Genomic DNA, 18,792 nt, shown 5'->3' with positions numbered 1-18,792 from the left:
GACGCCCGGCCTCAAGGCGGCGGGCGGGAGGCCCGGGCCATGGCGGCGAGCAGTGTCAGTTGCTCCTTCTGGATCTGCAGCAGCTCATTCCACTGCTGCTCGCGAAGCAGGTCGAGCTTCTCGTGGAGCAGCATGATCTCGAGCTCCGCCTTGAGGTTCACCTCGTAATCGTGCTCCGCCGAGATGCGGTCCTTGTCGGACTGCCGGTTCTGGGACATCAGGATGATGGGCGCCTGGATGGCCGCGAGCATGGAGAGGAAAAGATTGAGCAGGATGTAGGGGTAGGGGTCGAAGGTCGTTCCGCGGCTCATGAGCAGGTAGGCATTCATGGCCACCCAGCCGAGCATGACCGCGGCGAACAGGCCGACGAATGTCCAGGAGCCCCCGAACGAGGCCACTGCATCGGCGGCGCGCTGCCCCCGTGTCGGCGAGGCGGCAAGATCCTTGGCGATGTCGCGCGCAATGTGGGTTCGTTGGGCGACGTGCCGCGCGACCTTCTTGGCTCGCTCGTCCAGAGCCTCGAAGGGCACGCCCAGAAGCTTCGTCGCGATCTCGTCGGGCTTGTGCATGGGTCGGCTCCAGTTGGGGTGGGGCGGTGACCGCTCGATCATGAGGCCTGCGTCGCTTCTGCGCGGGCAGCTGCCGGCCGACGGCCATGGGCAACCGTCGCAGTTCAATCTGAACGGGCCCTTCAGACTCGTTCAGACGGGCGGAGAATCCAGCGCCGAGATGAACCACGACGACGTCCTCGCCACCTTGCTCGGCCGCTATTCCACCGGCCCGCGACACCTTGCCGAACCGGCGCCCGACGACGCCGCGCTCCAGCGCATGGCCGCCGCCGCGCTGCGCGCTCCCGACCACGCCCAGCTCGTCCCGTTCCGCTTCGTCCTCATCCGCGGCGCCGCGCGCGAGCGTCTGGCCGACCTGTTCGAGCAGACCGCCATCGCCGCCGGCAAGCCGCCCGACGCCGCCGCGCTCGACCGCGAGCGCGCGCTGCGCCCGCCGCTCACGGTCGCCGTTGTCGCTCGCATCGACCACGGCCACCCGCTGGTGCCGGCCCACGAGCAATGGATCGCCGTCGGCGGCGCGATCGCCAACTTCCTCAACGCGGCGCACGCGCTGGGCTTCGGCGGCAAGATGCTCTCGGGCGCCAAGGTGCGCGCGCCGGCCGCGGTCGCGGCGTTCTGCGGCCCCGGCGAAACCCTGGTCGGCTGGATCGCGATGGGCACGCCGGTGCGCGCGCCGAGCGGGCGCGAGAAAGCCGCGCCGGGCGAGGTGATGCGCGACTGGCCGCCCGAGGCCTGAGCCGCGCGCGAGCTCAGCGCGTCGCGCGCCGCCGCGCCATCTCCGCCCCCATCGCGGCCTGATCGGCGACGCGCTCGCAGGCCTGCGGAAAGACCAGCGTTTCCTCGGTCTGCAGATGTTGCGCGTACAGCGCCGCATGCGCGGCGGCCGCGGCCTGCAGACCGCCAACGAAGCCCGGCGCACGCGCGGCCTGCGGGTCGGCGGCCAATGCGGCGAGCGGCACGCGCAGCTGCGCCCACGCGACGGTCATCGCGCGGTGGTCGTCGCGCAGTCGGCGCACCGCTTCGGGCAACTCGGCCTCGACGGCCGGGAACACGTGGCGCTCCTCATCCTCGTGGTGCAGCGGCGCGGCGAGGTCGAAGTAGCGCAGCACGTCGCGCGCGGCGTCGGCGGCGGGCGTGTCGAAGCGGCCCTCGCGCAGATGCGCGACGAGCCTGTCGAGCAGCGCGAGCGAGCGCCGCACGCGCTCGTGGCAGGCGTCGAGCATCTCGAACGGCGCGTCGAAGCCGGCCGCGGGGGCGTCGTGGCCGGGGAAGGGCAGGCGGCTCATGGTGCGGTCTGGGGACAGGCCTGCAGCAGCTGCGCGACCACGGCCACCGCGATCACCTCCGGCGCCTTGCCGTCGATGCCCGGCACGCCGATCGGGCACACCAGCCGCTCGATCGCCGCGGCCGGAATGCCGCGCCGCTCGAAGTGGTGCACGAAGCGCGCGCGCTTGGTCTGCGAGCCGATCAGGCCCAGCCAGCGGAAGTCGCCGCGCTCGAGCACCGCCTCGGTGATGCGCAGGTCGAGGTCGTGCTGGTGCGTCATGACGAGGAAGCAGGCACCGGCGGGCGCCACGGCGACCTCGGCCTCGACCGCGTCGACGCACACGCGCTCGATGTGCGGCGCGGCGAGCTCGTCGTGCGGCGGGAATTCGTCCTCGCGCTCGTCGATCCACTGCACGCGGCAATCGATGCCTTCGAGCAGCCGCACCACCGCGCGGCCGACGTGGCCGGCGCCGAACAGCTGCAGCACGAAGCGCGGCGCGGGCTCGGGCCAGTCGGCCAGCGAGGCCTCGTCGAGCGCGCGGTAGCGCAGCGTCACCGCGCCGCCGCAGCACTGCCCGAGCGAGGGGCCGAGCGCGAGCGGCTGCGCCTGTGGCGCGGCCTCGCCGCGCGACAGGCGCGAGCGCGCGAGGCCGATCGCCTGCAGCTCCAGGTGGCCGCCGCCGATCGTGCCGGCGACGGCGTCGGCCGCGACCAGCATGCGCGTGCCCGCCTCGCGCGGCGCCGAGCCGCGCGTGGACACGACCTCGACCCATTGCGCCGCGCGTCCCTGCGCCAGCCAGCGCAGCGCGGTCGCGCGCACGCCGGCGTTCATGGCCTTGCAGCCGCGCGCACCGCGTCCAGCGCGTCGAGCACCGCTTCGGGCGTGGCCGGCGCGCGCAGCGGCGGATCGACGCGGTGGCCGCCCGCGGCCGAAACGGCGTCGCGGATCGCGAGGAAGACCGAGAACGGCAGCAGCAGCGGCGGCTCGCCGACCGCCTTGCTGCGGTGGATGCTGTCGGCGACGTTGTCGCACTCGTACAGCGCGACGTTGAACACCGGCGGGCAGTCGTTCGCGGTCGGGATCTTGTAGGTCGACGGCGCGTGCGTGAGCAGCGCGCCGGTCTTGGGATGCCACACCAGCTCTTCCATCGTGAGCCAGCCCATGCCCTGGATGAAGGCGCCCTCGACCTGGCCGATGTCGATCGCCGGGTTCAGCGAGCGGCCCACGTCGTGCAGCACGTCGGCGCGCAGCAGGCGGTGTTCGCCGGTCAGCGTGTCGACGATCACCTCCGCGCAGGCCGCGCCGTAGGCGAAGTAGAAGAAGGGCTTGCCCTGCAGCTTCTCGCGGTCCCAGTGCAGGCCGGGCGTCGCGTAGTAGCCGTCGCTCCACAGCTGCACGCGCGCGGTGTAGGCCGACATCGCGGCGTCGGCGAAGGCGATGCGCGCATCGCCGATCCAGGCCGCGTCGTCGGCGAAGCGCACCTGCGCCGCATCGACGCCGTGCTTCGCCGCCAGGTGCGCCGCGAGCCGCTCGCGGATCTTGCGTGCCGCGTCCTGCGCGGCCTTGCCGTTGAGGTCGGAGCCGGTCGAGGCCGCGGTGGCCGACGTGTTGGCGACCTTGCTGGTGTCGGTGGCGGTGACGCGCACGCGCTCGAGACTCAGGCCCAGCTCGTGCGCGACCACCTGCGCGACCTTGGTGTTCAGGCCCTGGCCCATCTCGGTGCCGCCGTGGTTCACGAGCACGGAACCGTCGGTGTAGACATGCACCAGCGCGCCGGCCTGGTTGAAGTGCGCCACGTTGAACGAGATGCCGAACTTCACCGGGGTGAGCGCCAGGCCGCGCTGCAGCACCGGGCTTTGCGCGTTCCACGCGGCGATCTCGGCGCGGCGCGCGGCGTAGTCGCAGGTGATCGCGAGCTGGTCGACCAGCGGCGCGACGATGTTGTCTTCCACCGTCTGGCGGTAGGGCGTGACGTTGCGATCGCTGGTGCCGTAGAAGTTGGCGCGCCGCACCTCGAGCGGATCGCGGCCCAGCCGGCGCGCGATCGAATCGAGGATGACCTCCACCGCGATCGCGCCCTGCGGCCCGCCGAAGCCGCGAAAGGCCGTGTTGCTCTGCGTGTTGGTGCGCGCCGAGTAGCCGTGCAGCGCCACCTCCGGCAGCCAGTAGGCGTTGTCGAAGTGGCACAGCGCGCGCGTCATCACCGGGCCGGAGAGGTCGGCGCTGAAGCCGGCGTTGGAGACCAGCTCGATCTCGGCGCCGAGGATGCGGCCCTCGTCGTCGAAGCCGATGTCGAAGGCGTACTCGAAGCCGTGGCGCCGGCCGGTGATCATGAAGTCGTCGTCGCGGTCGGGGCGCAGCTTGACCGGGCGCCCGAGCTTGGCGGCCGCAACGGCAGCGACGCAGGCGAACAGCGCCGACTGCGATTCCTTGCCGCCGAAGCCGCCGCCCATGCGCCGGCATTCGACCTGCACCGCATGCGATGCAAGGCCAAGCGCGTGCGCGATCGCATGCTGCATCTCGCTGGGATGCTGGGTCGAGCAGTGCACGCGCATCGCGCTGCCTTCCTGCGGCACGGCGTAGCTGATCTGGCCCTCGAGATAGAACTGCTCCTGGCCGCCGACGGAGAGCGTGTCGCTCAGGCGGTGCGGCGCCGACGCGATCGCGCGTTTCGCCGCGCCGGGCGCGCTCTCGCGCACCAGGTGCATCGGCGGCAGCACGTACTGGCCGCGCGCATGCGCGTCCTTCGCGGTGAGCACGGCCTCGAGCGGCTCGCAGCGGATCACGTCCTTGGCGAGCGCGGCGGCGCGGCGCGCGAGTTCGCGATCGCTGGCGATCACCGCGAACACCGGCTGGCCGAGGTAGTGCAGCGTGCCCTCGGCGAGGATGGGGTCGTCGTGGACGATGGGGCCGCAGTCGTTGACGCCGGGGATGTCGGCCGCGGTGATCACCGCGACGACGCCGGGCATCGCGGCGAGGCGATCGGTGTCGATCGAGAGCAGCTTGCCGTGCGCCACGGGCGACAGGCCCAGCGCGGCGTGCAGCGTGCCGGCCAGCTCGGGCAGGTCGTCGATGTAGGCAGCCTCGCCGGCCACGTGCAGCGCGGCCGATTCGTGCGGGCGGCTTGCGCCGACGCCGGTCGTGGCGGCAGCGGCTGGAACGAAGGCGTCGCGGGCGGTGTTCATCGCGATGGCCTCGTCATGCGGTGGCCGGCACGAGCCGGGCATGCCAGACGCTGGTCGCCGAGGGGGCGAGCGGCGCGTCGGCGCGCGTTTCGAGCCACAGCCTGCGCAACAGGTTGCCTGCCGCGCGCAGCCGGTAGTCGCGCGAGGCGCGCAGGTCGGTCAGCGGCGTGAAGTCGCCGGCGAGCGCGGCGACGGCGGCATCGACCGTCGCTTCGTTCCAGGCCTGGCCGATCACGGCGGCTTCCGCCGCGCGCGCGCGCTTGACGATCGCCGCCATGCCGCCGAACGCGAAGCGCGCGTCGGCGACCGTGCCGTCGGCGGCCAGCGTGAGCGAGAGGCCGCAGGCGATGGCCGAGATGTCGCTGTCGTAGCGCTTGGCCAGCTTCCAGCCGCGCACCTGCACGGCGGGCGAGGGCAGGGGCACCTCGATCGCCGCGACGAACTCGCCGGGCTCGAGGCGGTTCGACATGTAGTCGACGTAGAACTCGTCGAGCGGCAGCACGCGCTGGCCCGGCCCGCGGCGCAGGCGCAGCGAGGCGCCGAGCGCGATCAGCGCCGGCGCGCTGTCGCCGATCGGCGAGCCGTTGGCGAGGTTGCCGCCCATCGTGCCGGCATGGCGCACCGGCGGCGACGCGAAGCGCAGCCACAGCTCGCGCAGGCTCGGCACGTGCTCGGCCAGCGCGGCCCAGGCGTCCTCGAGCGGCACCGCGGCGCCGATCACCAGCGTGTCGCCGTCGAGCGTCACGCGCTTCAACTCGGCCACCGCGCCGACGTGGACGAGATGCGGCAGCTCGCGCATCTGCTTGTTGATCCACAGGCCGATGTCGGTCGCGCCGGCCAGCAGGCGCGCGCCGGGCGCGGCCTCGAGCAGCGCGGCCAGCGCGTCGACGCTGCGCGGTGCGTCGAAGCGCTCGACGCGGCCGGTGGCCGGGTTCGCCGCCTCGTAGCGCAGCGGCGCGTCGGCGGCGAGCGTCTTCAGCGCCGCGATGACCGGCCCGGCATCGAGCCTGGCGGCGGGCAGTTCGAACATGCGCTCGCCGGCATCCAAGATGGGCCGGTAGCCGGTGCAGCGGCACAGGTTGCCGGAGAGTTCGTCGGCGAGCTCCTGGCGCGTCGGGCGGGTGCCGGCGCCGCCGTGGCGCTCGTAGCAGGCGGCCATCGACATCGCGAAGCCCGGCGTGCAGAAGCCGCATTGCGAACCGTGGCACTCGACCAGCGCCTGCTGCACCGGGTGCAGCGCACCGCCGGCGACGGCCTTCAGGTCCTCGACGGTGAACAGCGCCTGGCCATCGAGCATCGGCAGCAGCGTCAGGCAGGCGTTGACGCTGCGCAGGCTCAGCGAGCCGTTTGCGGCCAGCGAACCCAGCATCACGGTGCAGGCGCCGCAATCGCCCTCGTTGCAGCCTTCCTTCGTGCCGCAGGCGCGCGCGTCCTCGCGCAGCCACTGCAAGACGCTGCGCGTCGGCGCGGCGTGCGTGATCTCGACGATCGCGCCGCGGTGGAAGAAACGCAGGGGGCGCGTGCCGGTGGTGGTCGCGGAATCAGCCTGGGACATACCCGAAAGGTACTCCCTTGCGCCCCCGTGTGTATACGATGTCGCTGATTCCATCTATACGGGCAGTCGCATGGCGCAGCGGGCGGTTTTCGACAACATCGAGCTCTATCTCGTCCGGGTCCTGCACACCGTGATCACCGAGCGCAGCGTATCGAGGGCCGCGATGCGGCTCGCCTCCACGCAGCCGGCCGTCAGCGCCCAGCTGAAGCGGCTGCGCGCGCTGATCGGCGATCCGCTGCTGGTGCGATCGGGCGGCGGCCTGGCGCCGACGCCGGTGGCGCTTGAGCTGCTGGAGCCGGCCGCCGAGCTGCTGCGCCACGCGCAGCAGGTGTTCGGCGCGCGCGCCGCCGCGCTGGTCTTCGATCCCGCGAGCAGCACCACGAGCTTTCGCATCGCCGCCAGCGACTACCTCGACCCGCTGTTCCTGCCCGAGCTGGTGGCGCGCCTGCGCGAGGAGGCGCCGGCCACCACGCTCGAGATCCTGCCGCTCACGCGCGAGTTCGACTACCGGCGCAGCCTCGCTCGCGGCGAGGTCGACCTGGTGATCGGCAACTGGCTGGCGCCGCCCGAGGAGCTGCACCTGGGCCGCTTGCTGGCCGACGAGGTCGTGTGCCTGGTCGCGGCCGACCACCCGGCGGTGACCAACCCGCGCAGCTGGACCGCCGAGCGCTACCTCGCTGCGCAGCACATCGCGCCGACGCCGATGTCCGCCGGCGCGCAGGGCGTGATCGACGAGCAGCTTGCCGCCCAGGGCCTGTCGCGCGAGATCGCGGTGCGCACGCCCCATTTCGGCCTCGCGCCGCTGATGGTCGCGCGCTCGCGCCTGGTGCTCACGACCGGACGGCTGTTCTGCTCGCGCTACCTGCACAACCACGTGGACACCCTGCCGCTGCGCGTGGTGCGGTGCCCGGTCGCCTTTCCGCAGCTGGTCTACTACCAGCTCTGGCATGACCTGAGCCACCACACCGCCTCGGCACGCTGGTTGCGTGAGCGCGTGCGCGACGTCGCGCGCGAACTCGGCGGCGGCCGCAACAAGACATCGTGAACCCAACTCCTTCCAAGATCGCCCTGCGCGGCGACCTGCTCGACTTCAGCGCCGACCCGGGCTTCGCGTCGCCGCGCGCGGCGACGGGCGTGCGCTTTCGCGCCGACTCGTGGCTGCTGATCGACGACGGCCGCATCGCCGGCGTGCAGGCCGAGGCCCCGGGCGCCGACTACCAGCGCGTCGACCACCGCGGCAAGCTCGTCACGCCGGGCTTCATCGACACCCATGTCCACAGCCCGCAGCTCGATGTGATCGCGAGCCACGGCAGCGCGCTGCTCGAGTGGCTCGAGGCCTACACCTTCCCGGCCGAGAGCCGCTTTGCCGACGAGCACGTCGCGCGCGACGGCGCTGCGCGCTTCCTCGATGCGCTGCTCGCGCACGGCACGACCGCGGCGGTGGTGTTTCCCACCGTGCACAAGGCGAGTGCCGACACGCTGTTCGCCGCGGCGCAGGCGCGCGGCATGCGGCTCGTCGCCGGCAAGTGCCTGATGGACCGCCACGCACCCGACGGCCTGCGCGACACGCTCGAGTCCTCCGAGGCCGACAGCCGCGAGCTGATCGCCAGGTGGCACGGCCGCGACCGCCTCGCCTACGCGCTGACCGTGCGCTTTGCGCCGACCAGCAGCGACGCGCAGCTCGCGATGGCCGGGCGCCTGCTCGGCGAGGTGCCGGGCCTGTACATGCAGACGCACGTCGCCGAGAACGAGGACGAGGTGCGCTGGGTCGCGCAGCTCTTTCCCGATGCGCGCAGCTACCTCGATGTCTACGAACGCGCCGGCCTGCTCAACGAGCGCGCCGTGCTCGCGCACGGCATCTGGCTCGACGACGCCGACCGCGCCCGGCTGGCGGCCACCGGCGCGCAGATCGCGTTCTGCCCCTCGAGCAATCTCTTCCTCGGCAGCGGCCTGTTCGACTGGCGCGCCGCGGCCGAGGCCGGCGTGAATGTCTCGATGGCCAGCGACGTCGGCGGCGGCACCAGCTTGTCGATGCTGCGCACGCTGGCCGACGGCTACAAGGTCCAGGCGCTGCGCGGCGTCAAGCCCAGCGCCTGGCAGCTGCTGCACGCGGCCACGCGCGGCGCCGCACGGGCCCTCGGTCTGGCGCGGGAAATCGGCTCGTTCGACGCCGGTACACTCGCCGACCTCGCGGTGTGGGACTGGGCTCGCGGGCCCGTGGCGACGCACCGAGACGCCTTGGCACGAGACCTGCACGAGCGCGTGTTTGCCTGGCTGACGCTGGGCGACGAACGCAACCTCGTCGAGACGCGCGTCGCCGGTGTGCGCCGATATCAGCGCCATTGAACAGCCACGAACCCGCTGCCGTACCCATGTCCACGCCGCCGCTACGACTCGAACTGGTCGACATCAGCAAGCAGTACCCGGCGGTCAAGGCCAACGACCGCGTGAGCCTGAAGGTCGCGCCGGGCCAGATCCATGCGGTGCTGGGCGAGAACGGCGCCGGCAAGTCGACGCTGATGAAGATCATCTACGGCGCGGTGCGCCCGGATGAAGGCGAGATGCGCTGGAACGGCCAGCCGGTCGAGGTGGCCAGCCCGCATGCGGCGCGCGAGCTGGGCATCAGCATGGTCTACCAGCATTTCTCGCTGTTCGACACGCTGACCGCGGCCGAGAACGTCTGGCTCGGCCTGGGCAAGAGCCAGTCGCTCGCGCAGGTGAGCGAGCGCATCCGCGCGGTGGCCGGCGAGTACGGCCTCGAGGTCGACCCCGCGCGGCCGGTGCACACGCTGTCGGTCGGCGAGCGCCAGCGCGTCGAGATCGTGCGCGCGCTGCTGACCGATCCGCAGCTCTTGATCCTCGACGAGCCGACCTCGGTGCTGACGCCGCAGGCGGTGGAAAAACTCTTCGTCACGCTGCGCAAGCTCAGCGATCGCGGCTGCTCGATCCTCTACATCAGCCACAAGCTCGACGAGATCCGCGTTCTGTGCCACCACTGCACGGTGCTGCGCGCAGGGCGCGTGACCGGCGAGGTCGATCCGACGCGCGAGACCAATGCCAGCCTGTCGCGCCTGATGATCGGCGCCGAGCCGCCGGCGCTGGAGCACCGGCAAGCCAGGCTCGGTGGCGTCGCCTTGCGCGTGGACCGGCTCGCGCTGCCCAAGCTCGACCAGTTCGGCGTCGCGCTCGCCGGGCTCTCGCTCGAGGTGCGCGCCGGCGAGATCGTCGGCATTGCCGGCGTCTCGGGCAACGGCCAGCAGGAGCTGATGGCCGCGCTCTCCGGCGAGGACACGCGCGCGGCGCCGGGCAGCATCACGCTGTTCGGCACCGACATCGCGCGTGCCGCGCCGCGCGCGCGGCGGCGGCTGGGCCTGCACTTCGTGCCCGAGGAGCGGCTGGGCCGCGGCGCGGTGCCGACGATGTCGCTGGCGCAGAACACGCTGCTCACGCGCACCGGCGCGGTGGGTGCGGCCGGCTGGCTGCGCAGCGGCGAGGTGCGCGGGCTTGCGGCGGCGCTGATCGCGCGCTTCAACGTCAAGGCCGGCGGGCCGGACGCGGCGGCCAAGTCGCTGTCGGGCGGCAACCTGCAGAAGTTCATCGTCGGGCGCGAGATCGACGCGAAGCCGAAGCTGCTCATCGTCTCGCAGCCGACCTGGGGCGTCGACGTCGGTGCCGCCGCGCAGATCCGCGGCGAGCTGCTCAAGCTGCGCGACGCCGGCTGCGCGCTGCTGGTGGTCAGCGAAGAGCTCGACGAGCTGTTCGAGATCGCCGACCGGCTGCTGGTGATCGCGCGCGGGCGGCTGAGCCCGAGCGTCGCGACGCGCGACGCGACGGTGGAGCAGATCGGCGAATGGATGAGCGGCTTGTGGCTGGACCCTCACCCCAACCCTCTCCCGCCAGCGGGAGAGGGAGCTGGCGAGATGGGCTCCCTCGCCCCGCCAGGGGAGAGGGCGGGGGGTGAGGGTCAACGCGGGAGCGCAGCATGCTGAAACTCGAGCCCCGCCCGCAGCCCTCGAAGGCGATGTCGATCGCCTCGCCGCTGATCGCGCTGGCGATCACGGTGGCGGTCGGCGTGATCCTGTTCGTGCTGCTCGGCAAGGATCCGCTGCGCGGCCTGCAGGTGTTCTTCGTCGAGCCGGTGAAGAGCGCCTACGCGTGGAGCGAGATCGCGATCAAGGCGACGCCGCTGGTGCTGATCGCGCTGGGCCTGGCGGTGTGCTTTCGCTCCAACCTGTGGAACATCGGCGCCGAAGGGCAGTTCGTGCTGGGTGCGATCTGCGCCGGCGGCGTCGCGATGCAGGCCGGCCCCGACACCTCGCGCTGGATCGTGCTGCTGATCCTCGCGGCGGGCGTGGCCGGCGGCGCGGCCTGGGCGGCGATCACCGCCTTGCTGCGCGACCGCTTCAACGCCAACGAGATCCTGGTCAGCCTGATGCTGGTCTACGTGGCCGAGATGCTGCTGAGCTATCTCGTCTACGGGCCCTGGAAAGACCCGGCCGGCTACAACTTCCCGCAGACGGTGACCTTCGCCGCCGCGACCAAGATCCCGCGCCTGGTGGACGGCTTTCGCGCCCACGTCGGCGTGCTGATCGCGCTGGCCGCGGTGGCCGCGTTCTGGGTCTTCCTGTTTCGCACCTACGCCGGCTTCCAGCTGCAAGTCGGCGGCCTCGCGCCGGCGGCGGCGCGCTACGCCGGCTTCTCGTCGCGCCGCGCGCTGTGGACGGCGCTCTTGCTGTCCGGCGGCATGGCCGGCCTGGCCGGCGGGCTGGAGGCGGCCGGGCCGCTCGGCCAGCTCACGCCCTACGTGCCGGTGGGCTACGGCTTCGCGGCCATCATCGTCGCCTTCGTCGGCCGGCTGCACCCGGTGGGCATCGTGCTGGCCGGCATCTTGATGAGCATGTTCTACATCGGCGGCGAGCTCGCGCAATCGCGCCTCGGTCTGCCGAAGTCGATCACCGGCGTGTTCCAGGGCCTGCTGCTGTTCGCGCTGCTGGCTTGCGACACGCTGATCCACTATCGCGTGCGGTGGAAATCGGCTTCCCGATCATCTCCCTCTGCCAGCGGCCGGACCGAGCCCTCTCCCCAACCCTCTCCCGCCAGCGGGAGAGGGAGTCAACCGGTGGCATGACATGGACGCACTCGCTCTCCTCATCGCCTCGACGCTTTCCGCCGGCACCGTGCTCGCCATCGCCGGCCTCGGCCTGCTCATCAACGAGCGCGCCGGCATCGTCAATCTCGGCGCCGAGGGGATGATGCTGGTCGCCGCGATCGCCGGCTTCGCGACCGCGGTGCACACCGGCAGCGACTGGCTGGCCTTCGGCGCCGGTGCGGCCGCCGGCGCGCTGCTCGCCGCGGCCTTCGGCGTGCTCGTGATCTGGCTCAACACCAACCAGTACGCCTCGGGTCTCGCGCTGAGCCTGTTCGGCGCGGGCTTCTCGGCCTTTGTCGGCATCCGCTTCACGCAAGAGCGCCTGCCCGAGCGCGCGCGATTCGAGATCCCGGGCCTGGCCGACATTCCGCTCGTGGGCCCGGCGTTGTTCAAGCAGCACCCGATGGTCTACCTCGCGATCGCGCTGACGGTCGCGCTCGCGTGGTTTCTCTACCGCTCGCGCGCCGGGCTGGTGCTGCGCGCGGTCGGCGAGTCGCCGGAGTCGGCGCATGCGCTGGGCTATCCGGTGCGCCGCATCCGCCTGCTCGCGGTGATGGCCGGCGGCGCGCTGTGCGGCGTCGCGGGCGCCTATCTCTCGGTGATCTACACGCCGCTGTGGGTCGAGGGCATGACGGCCGGCAAGGGCTGGATCGCGCTCGCGCTCACCACGTTCGCGACCTGGCGACCGGCACGGGTCTTGCTCGGTGCCTATCTGTTCGGAGGCGTGACCATGCTCCAGTTCCACCTGCAAGGCGAAGGGGTGCAGATCGCGAGCCAGCTGCTCACGGCGATGCCCTATCTCGCGACCATCGTGGTGCTGGTGCTGATCTCGCGCAATCCGGCCTGGATCCGCGTGAACATGCCGGCCTCGCTGGGCAAGCCGTTCTTCCCCGGCAGCTGAGCACGGTCTGATAATCGCGCGGGCCCATCGGTCCCCCGCATTTCAAAACAACTGGAGTCGACATGACGATTACGTCGAAGCGCGCCCTGATCCGGTTCACCGGCTGGGCCACGCTCGCCGCCGCCGCTGCCCTGGTGGGCTGCGGCAAGAAGGAAGAAGCGGCACCCGCACCCGCCGCCGAGCCGGCCTCGGCCGCCGCACCCGCCAAGCCCGAGCCGCTGAAGATCGCCTTCGCCTACGTCGGCCCGGTGGGCGATGCCGGCTGGACCTTTGCGCACGACAACGCGCGCAAGGCCGTCGAGGCCGAGTTCGGCGACAAGGTCGTCACGAGCTACGTCGAGAACGTGCCCGAGGCGGCCGACGCCGAGCGCGTGATCCGCGACATGGTCGGCAGCGGCAACAAGCTGATCTTCGGCACCACCTTCGGCTACATGGAGCCGATGCTCAAGGTCGCGGCCGACGCCAAGGACGTGAAGTTCGAGCATGCGACCGGCTACAAGATGGCCGAGAACATGCGCACCTACGACTCGCGCACCTACGAGGGTGCCTACATGGCCGGCGTGATCGCGGGCTCGATGACCAAGACCAACACGCTGGGCGTGGTGGCCTCGATCCCCATTCCCGAGGTGATCCGCAACATCGACTCGTTCACGCTCGGTGCGCAGTCGGTCAACCCGAAGGTCAAGACCAAGGTGGTCTGGGTCAACAAGTGGTTCGATCCGCCGAAGGAAGGCGAGGGCGCGCAAAGCCTCATCAACCAGGGCGCCGACGTGCTGTTCCAGAACACCGACTCGGCCGCGGTGCTGCAGACGGCAGAGAAGGCCGGCAAGTTCGCCTTCGGCTGGGACTCCGACATGAGCAAGTTCGGCCCGAACGCGCACCTCGCCTCGTCGGTCATCAACTGGGCGCCGTACTACAAGAAGGCCGTCAAGGACGTGCTCGACGGCACCTGGAAGAGCGAGGGCGTGTGGTGGGGCGTCAAGGAAGGCGCGATCGACCTGGTGTCGATCTCCGACAAGGTGCCCGCCGAGGCGAAGGACAAGCTCGCCAAGGTCAAGGCCGGCCTCGCCGACGGCAGCTTCCATCCCTGGACCGGCCCGATCGTCGGCCAGGACGGCAAGGAGCTGCTCGCCAAGGACGTGAAGGCCGACGACAAGTTCCTGCACGGCATCAACTTCTACGTGAAGGGCGTCGAGGGCAAGGTGCCCGGCGGCAAGTGAGCATGACGACGGCCCGCTGAAGGGGCCGTCCGCACGAACGCAGGCCGCCTGGGCATCGCTCGGGCGGCCTTGTGCTTTCTGGGATGTGGATTCGGACGAACGAGATTGGCTGAACTTTCGAACCTTGCACCGCCGGTCGAGCGCGCCTGCTGGCACCCCGTCGCGCGCAGCGATGCGCTGGCGGCCGCCGCGCCTGTCGCCGCATCGCTGATGGGTGAGGACCTCGCGCTGTGGCGCGACGCGAGCGGCGCCGTGCATGCCTTCGCCGACCACTGCCCGCACCGCGGCGCGCGCTTGTCGATGGGCCGCGTGGTCGACGACGTGCTGGAGTGCCCGTACCACGGCTGGCGCTTCGCCGGCGATGCGCGCTGCGTCGCGATCCCCGCGCTGCCGGCGTTCACGCCGCCCGAAGGCCATCGCGCCTGCGCCTACCTCGCCAGCGAATGGGCCGGACTCGTGTGGGTGCGCCTCGACGTCGCCGGCGCCATCGTGCCGCCGTCGCAGGCCAGCGCGACGATCGCCGCCGCCGAGACCGATGCGCAGCTGCGCAAGCTCGTCGTCGGGCCGTATGACGTGGCCGCGAGCGCGCCGCGCATCGTCGAGAACTTTCTCGACCTCTCGCACTTCGGGCTGGTGCACGAAGGCTGGCTCGGCGACCGGCAGCACCTGGCGATGAACGCCTACCGCGTCGAGACGCGCGCGGACGGCACGCTGTGCGCGCTCGACTGCCGCGCCTGGCAGCCCCAGAGCAACCGGCTGTCGAGCGAGGGCAGCGAGGTGGCCTACGGCTACGAAGTGCCGACCGCGCCGCTCGTGCCCTTCAACGCGGTGCTCACCAAGGCGCCCGAGGCGATGGCCGAGCATGCGCCGGGCGGGTACCGCGACGTGATCGCGCTGTTCGTCTGCCCGCTCACGCAGGAGACGAGCCGCGTGTGGTTTCGCATGGCGCTGACCGACTTCGAGTCGAACGAAGACGAGATCGCCGCTTTCCAGCACACGATCTTCACGCAGGACCAGCCGGTGCTCGAATCGCAGCGGCCCAAGCTGCTGCCGATCACCGACGCCGCGCCGGTGCGCGAGCTGCACAGCGCCGCCGACCGCATGAGCTCGGCCTACCGCCGCCTGCTGCGCGAGCGCGGCATCACCTTCGGAGTCTGCTGATGGCCTCCTCGTCTCTCCCCTTCGACCCCGCGCGCATCGCGCCCGAGGCGCTGCCCGCGCTGATCGAGCGCTGCCCCAAGGCCGAGTTGCACATCCACATCGAAGGCTCGCTCGAGCCCGAGCTGATCTTCGAGCTCGCGCAGCGCAACCGCGTGGCGCTGCCGTACGCAAGCGTCGAGGCGCTGCGCGCGGCCTACGCCTTCACCGACCTGCAGAGCTTCCTCGACATCTACTACGCCGGCGCCAGCGTGCTGCTGACCGAGGAAGACTTCGAGGACATGGCGCTGGCCTACTTTCACCGCGCCGCGGCCGACGGCGTCGTGCACGCCGAGGTGTTCTTCGACCCGCAGACCCACACCGCGCGCGGCGTGCCCTTCGCCACCGTGATGAACGGCCTCACCCGCGCGGCCGACATCGCGCTCGGCGAGCTCGGCATGTCGGTCTCCTACATCCTGTGCTTCCTGCGCCACCTGAGCGAGGAGGACGCGTTCGCGACGCTGGAAGAGGCGCTGCCCTACCGCAGGCACTTCATCGGCGTGGGCCTCGACTCGAGCGAGCGCGGCCACCCGCCCGAGAAGTTCGCGCGCGTGTTCGCGCGCTGCCGCGAGCTGGGCTTGCACATCGTCGCGCACGCCGGCGAGGAAGGACCGCCCGCCTACATCGAGGCCGCGCTCGACGTGCTCAAGGCCGAGCGCATCGACCACGGCGTGCGCTGCCTCGAAGACCCCGCGCTGGTCGCGCGCCTGGCGCGCGAGCGCGTGCCCTTGACGGTGTGCCCGCTGTCGAACCTGAAGCTGTGCGTGGTGCCGACATTGGCCGCTCATCCGATGAAGCGGCTGCTCGACGCGGGCCTGGTGGCGACGGTGAACTCGGATGACCCGGCGTATTTCGGCGGCTACCTGAACCGCAACTTCAGCGAGACCTTCGGGGCCTTGCCGTCGCTGGGGGTGGTGGAGGCGTGGCGTCTGGCGAGGAACTCGATGGAGGCGAGCTTTCTGCCGGTGGGGACGAGGAGGGAGTTGGGGCAGCAGGTGGATGCGTTTTTTGCTGCTGCTGGGGGGTGAGGGTGGCTGCCCTGCGGGCAGCTGCGCGCCTGCGGCGCTGGGCTGCCCCTGCGGGGCAGGGCCGGGATTTCGCCCCGGCGGGCGACCTACTTTCTTTTGCTTCGCCAAAAGAAAGTAGGCAAAGAAAAGGCGACCCCCGATCCGGCGCCCACGGCTGCGCCGTGGGTGCCCTGCGGTGCTCGCTCCAGGGGCGCGCCGCTTAACTCGCTGCACTCACTGCGTTCGTGCGCTCGAACAGTCGCGGCGAGTTTGAGGTTGAAGCGCGCTCACGCGCGCCGCCCCTTGCGCTGCGCTCCTCGGCGCCTCCCAGGGGGCCCCAAAGACAAACACCAACCCCAACCCCAACAGCCAAACCCACGCGTGGGGTGTGTTGCCGTTGACGTTGGGGCCCCCTCGATGGCGCCGAGGAGCACAGCGAAGCGGGCGGCGCGCGCAGCGCGCATCAACCTCTGACTCGCCGCTTTGTTCGAGCGCAGTGAGCGCAGCGAACGCAGCGAGTTATGCGGCGCGCCCGCTTCGCGAGCACCGCAGGGCACCCGGCGCAGCCGGGCGCCTGAGCGGGGGTCGCCTTTCTTTTGCCTACTTTTCTTTGGCGAAGCAAAGAAAAGTAGGTGCGCCGCCGGGCGCACATCCCGGCTCTGCCCCGCAGGGGCAGCTTCAGCCTCTAGAAGAGGCTGCTTCAGCCCCCCGCAGGGGAAACCCGCCCCCTACGCCACCCGCGCCAGCGGCACCCGAATCTCCACCGCATCGAACGGCACCGAAACGCCGCCGTCCTCGACGCGCTCGACCAGCCCCAGCTCTTCGAGCCGCGCCACATCCGAGTGCACATTGGAGTAGTTCCGCGCGGCGGCCTTGGCCAGCGCATAGACGCTGCACGGGCCGACGCTGCGCAAGGTCTCGAGCAGGTCGAGTCGCGCCGGTGTCAGCTCGGCGAACAGCGCGCGAGCCGATTCGAAGCCAAGCCTGAAGTCGGCCGGCCGCCCGCGCCGCGCCTGCTCGACCTGCCGGCGAGCGACGTCGAAGACGGAACCCCGGCGTGCAACCTCGATGATGGCTTTCATGACTGCCTCCACTGCTCGACGTCGAGCTGGAAGTCCGCGATCAGGCGGTCGATCGTCGTGAACACGTAGTCCTGCTCGTCATCGCCGACGTGTCGGTGATCGCCCTTGCCGCGCTCGTTGTCGTAGCGCACCCGGCAAACGCCGGCCGCACCGAAGTACAGGCGGTACTTGTAGCGATGCACGCACGGCGGCAATGGCTCGGGCAGCTCCCAGATGACGATCTCGATGATGGACCCGTCGTCGTGAACTTCCTTGACGCGGGCGACCGGTGTCGCACGCATGTATTGCATTCTGGCAATACATTGGCTCTTGTCAAGCGCCTCCAGGCGGTACGCCGCGGCCGTCCTTTCTGTCCAGCACGAAACCGATCCTCCTCGGCACCTCCTCCTGCTTCCTCAACGCCACCAGCAGCACGCTCAGCTGCGACACGTGCTGCACCAGCTGCACCGGCTCGCCGTGCTCGTTCTTGCCGAAGAAGGTGACGAGGTCCGGGCCGAAGTAGCCCATGTCCTCGATGTGGAAGGTCAGCGTCTGGCCGAAGGAGACCAGGCGTGCGGCGATCTCGTGATCGTCGTCGAGATGGCGCTCGAAGTCCTTGATGTACTGCTTGAGCCGCTCGTACATCCATTGCGCCGGGTTGCGGGCCGCCTCCTCGGTGCACGGCGAGGGCGGCTCGTAGGGGACGGGCACCACCGTCGCGCCCAGCGGCGGCGATGCGGGCGTATCGGTCACGTGGGCCTCCGGCCGGCAAGGCGAAGCGAGTTCCGCCGATGCCCTGTCGCCGGCAGGCCGCGTGCCTGCCCGCACGAGGCTCAGGCGTGGTCGAGCGCGTGGCGCAGCTCGGCGAAGCTGCGCGACTGCAGGTCTTCGGGCAGCGCCGTCTCGAGCGCCTGTTCGATGCGGCTGGCCGAGAAGAGGCCGCGCAGCCGGGTCACCGGCACGCCGCTCTTGAGCGGCGTTTGCGTCATCGACGTCTCGGTGACCAGCAGGTAGCGCCGGCCGGTGGCGCGCAGCGTCGCGATCACGTCGCCGACCTGCGCGCGCCCGAGCGCGCCGAACTCGACCGACGGCCATTGCGACAGCGGCGTCATCAGGTCGGCGGCCGTCAGCTCGTGGTGCGCGACGCCGCGCTCCAGCGCGCGCAGCGTCGCGCGCTCGCCGGCCAGGTCGGAGGCGGTGACGAGGCCTTGCACGTCGCCGCTGCCCTCGCGCACGCTGCCCACCAGCGCCATCCGCACGCCGGCGCGCACCAGCAGGGCCAGCGTCGAGTCGGCGCTGTCGTCGGGCTGCACGACGACGACGGCGCCGCTGCGCAGGTCGGTGTACAGGCGCAGCGCCGGGTCGCGCAGGCTCGCGCGCGGCCGCGACGCGCACAGGGTCAGTCCGGTAACGGGGGCGAACTGCACCGGCAACGCATGGAACTCGTTCATGTTGGACTCCTGCTTGCGGGCGGCGGCGATCTGCCGTTGCCCATGCCCTGGGTCAGTGTCGAACGGGCCTGGTCATGTTCCTCGCCGTCAGGCCGGCGTCACCTAGCTGTGAAGCTTCAATAGGTTGTATCGGGTGTTCATCCGGATGGGGTTTGAGAGACTGGAAGTCGCCAAACCTCAATCCAACCCAAAGAGCCGACCCGGATGAACACCCATAAGCATGCCCGATT

At 71.1% G+C, this 18,792-nt stretch carries 18 protein-coding genes; 9 read left to right on the top strand and 9 right to left on the bottom strand.

The features are described from left to right. Nucleotides 1–11 precede the first annotated feature (11 nt). Nucleotides 12–569, bottom strand: a complete 558-nt coding sequence (locus tag ACO2TI_RS07985) for a DUF1003 domain-containing protein (protein ID WP_423283374.1) — start codon at nt 567–569, stop codon at nt 12–14. A gap of 160 nt (nt 570–729) precedes the next feature. Between ACO2TI_RS07985 and ACO2TI_RS07980 the strand changes: the two genes are divergently transcribed. Then, on the top strand, nt 730–1,305 hold the full coding sequence (locus ACO2TI_RS07980; protein WP_423283373.1) for a nitroreductase family protein: 576 nt from the start codon (nt 730–732) through the stop codon (nt 1,303–1,305). 13 nt (nt 1,306–1,318) lie between these two features. On the opposite strand, the gene ACO2TI_RS07975 is transcribed toward ACO2TI_RS07980, so the two are convergent. The 4 genes from ACO2TI_RS07975 to xdhA are packed head-to-tail and all read right to left on the bottom strand — an operon-like array spanning nt 1,319 to nt 6,576. Continuing rightward, nucleotides 1,319–1,855 (bottom strand): hemerythrin domain-containing protein, encoded by a 537-nt coding sequence (locus ACO2TI_RS07975; RefSeq protein ID WP_423283372.1) that lies wholly within the window; start codon nt 1,853–1,855, stop codon nt 1,319–1,321. Continuing rightward, complete coding sequence (gene xdhC, locus ACO2TI_RS07970; protein ID WP_423283370.1) at nt 1,852–2,667, bottom strand: xanthine dehydrogenase accessory protein XdhC; 816 nt, start codon at nt 2,665–2,667, stop codon at nt 1,852–1,854. The genes ACO2TI_RS07975 and xdhC overlap by 4 nt, the downstream gene beginning before the upstream one ends. Next, nucleotides 2,664–5,021 carry a xanthine dehydrogenase molybdopterin binding subunit gene (gene xdhB, locus ACO2TI_RS07965; RefSeq protein ID WP_423283369.1) on the bottom strand — a complete coding sequence of 786 codons (2,358 nt, stop codon included), beginning with the start codon at nt 5,019–5,021 and terminating at the stop codon, nt 2,664–2,666. The genes xdhC and xdhB overlap by 4 nt, the downstream gene beginning before the upstream one ends. A gap of 13 nt (nt 5,022–5,034) precedes the next feature. Then, on the bottom strand, nt 5,035–6,576 hold the full coding sequence (gene xdhA / locus ACO2TI_RS07960) for a xanthine dehydrogenase small subunit (protein WP_423283367.1): 1,542 nt from the start codon (nt 6,574–6,576) through the stop codon (nt 5,035–5,037). 70 nt (nt 6,577–6,646) lie between these two features. Between xdhA and ACO2TI_RS07955 the strand changes: the two genes are divergently transcribed. The 8 genes from ACO2TI_RS07955 (at nt 6,647) to ACO2TI_RS07920 (ending at nt 16,071) form a co-directional block, all read left to right on the top strand. Beyond that, complete coding sequence (locus tag ACO2TI_RS07955) at nt 6,647–7,621, top strand: LysR family transcriptional regulator (protein ID WP_423283365.1); 975 nt, start codon at nt 6,647–6,649, stop codon at nt 7,619–7,621. Next, on the top strand, nt 7,618–8,922 hold the full coding sequence (guaD, locus tag ACO2TI_RS07950) for a guanine deaminase (RefSeq protein WP_423283364.1): 1,305 nt from the start codon (nt 7,618–7,620) through the stop codon (nt 8,920–8,922). Before ACO2TI_RS07955 ends, guaD begins: the two co-directional genes overlap by 4 nt. Nucleotides 8,923–8,948: 26 nt before the next feature. After that, nucleotides 8,949–10,565, top strand: a complete 1,617-nt coding sequence (locus ACO2TI_RS07945) for an ABC transporter ATP-binding protein (RefSeq protein ID WP_423283362.1) — start codon at nt 8,949–8,951, stop codon at nt 10,563–10,565. Further along, nucleotides 10,559–11,704 (top strand): ABC transporter permease, encoded by a 1,146-nt coding sequence (locus tag ACO2TI_RS07940; protein ID WP_423283360.1) that lies wholly within the window; start codon nt 10,559–10,561, stop codon nt 11,702–11,704. The genes ACO2TI_RS07945 and ACO2TI_RS07940 overlap by 7 nt, the downstream gene beginning before the upstream one ends. Nucleotide 11,705: 1 nt before the next feature. Then, the gene (locus tag ACO2TI_RS07935) at nt 11,706–12,626 is read left to right on the top strand and encodes an ABC transporter permease (RefSeq protein WP_423283358.1); all 921 of its coding nucleotides are present in this window, start codon (nt 11,706–11,708) and stop codon (nt 12,624–12,626) included. Between the two features lie 62 nt (nt 12,627–12,688). Continuing rightward, nucleotides 12,689–13,846, top strand: coding sequence for a BMP family ABC transporter substrate-binding protein (locus tag ACO2TI_RS07930; RefSeq protein ID WP_423283356.1), 1,158 nt, complete (start codon nt 12,689–12,691; stop codon nt 13,844–13,846). A gap of 105 nt (nt 13,847–13,951) precedes the next feature. Beyond that, nucleotides 13,952–15,007, top strand: a complete 1,056-nt coding sequence (locus ACO2TI_RS07925) for a Rieske 2Fe-2S domain-containing protein (RefSeq protein WP_423283354.1) — start codon at nt 13,952–13,954, stop codon at nt 15,005–15,007. Beyond that, on the top strand, nt 15,007–16,071 hold the full coding sequence (locus ACO2TI_RS07920) for an adenosine deaminase (RefSeq protein ID WP_423283352.1): 1,065 nt from the start codon (nt 15,007–15,009) through the stop codon (nt 16,069–16,071). The genes ACO2TI_RS07925 and ACO2TI_RS07920 overlap by 1 nt, the downstream gene beginning before the upstream one ends. Before the next feature lie 707 nt (nt 16,072–16,778). On the opposite strand, the gene ACO2TI_RS07915 is transcribed toward ACO2TI_RS07920, so the two are convergent. The 4 genes from ACO2TI_RS07915 to ACO2TI_RS07900 form a co-directional block, all read right to left on the bottom strand. Beyond that, entirely contained in the window at nt 16,779–17,132 is a 354-nt protein-coding gene (locus ACO2TI_RS07915; RefSeq protein ID WP_423283351.1) for a MarR family transcriptional regulator, read from the bottom strand. Further along, complete coding sequence (locus ACO2TI_RS07910) at nt 17,129–17,413, bottom strand: toxin-antitoxin system TumE family protein (RefSeq protein WP_423283349.1); 285 nt, start codon at nt 17,411–17,413, stop codon at nt 17,129–17,131. The genes ACO2TI_RS07915 and ACO2TI_RS07910 overlap by 4 nt, the downstream gene beginning before the upstream one ends. Before the next feature lie 31 nt (nt 17,414–17,444). Further along, nucleotides 17,445–17,864 carry a DUF6173 family protein gene (locus ACO2TI_RS07905; RefSeq protein ID WP_423283347.1) on the bottom strand — a complete coding sequence of 140 codons (420 nt, stop codon included), beginning with the start codon at nt 17,862–17,864 and terminating at the stop codon, nt 17,445–17,447. 80 nt (nt 17,865–17,944) lie between these two features. After that, nucleotides 17,945–18,562 (bottom strand): hypothetical protein, encoded by a 618-nt coding sequence (locus tag ACO2TI_RS07900; RefSeq protein WP_423283345.1) that lies wholly within the window; start codon nt 18,560–18,562, stop codon nt 17,945–17,947. Nucleotides 18,563–18,792: the final 230 nt, after the last annotated feature.

It is taken from the genome of Caldimonas sp. KR1-144, from assembly GCF_049446155.1.
Classification (GTDB): Bacteria; Pseudomonadota; Gammaproteobacteria; order Burkholderiales; family Burkholderiaceae_C; genus Rivibacter.
The sequence above is the reverse complement of the archived record's forward strand: the minus strand, read 5'-3'. Positions and strand labels throughout refer to the sequence as shown.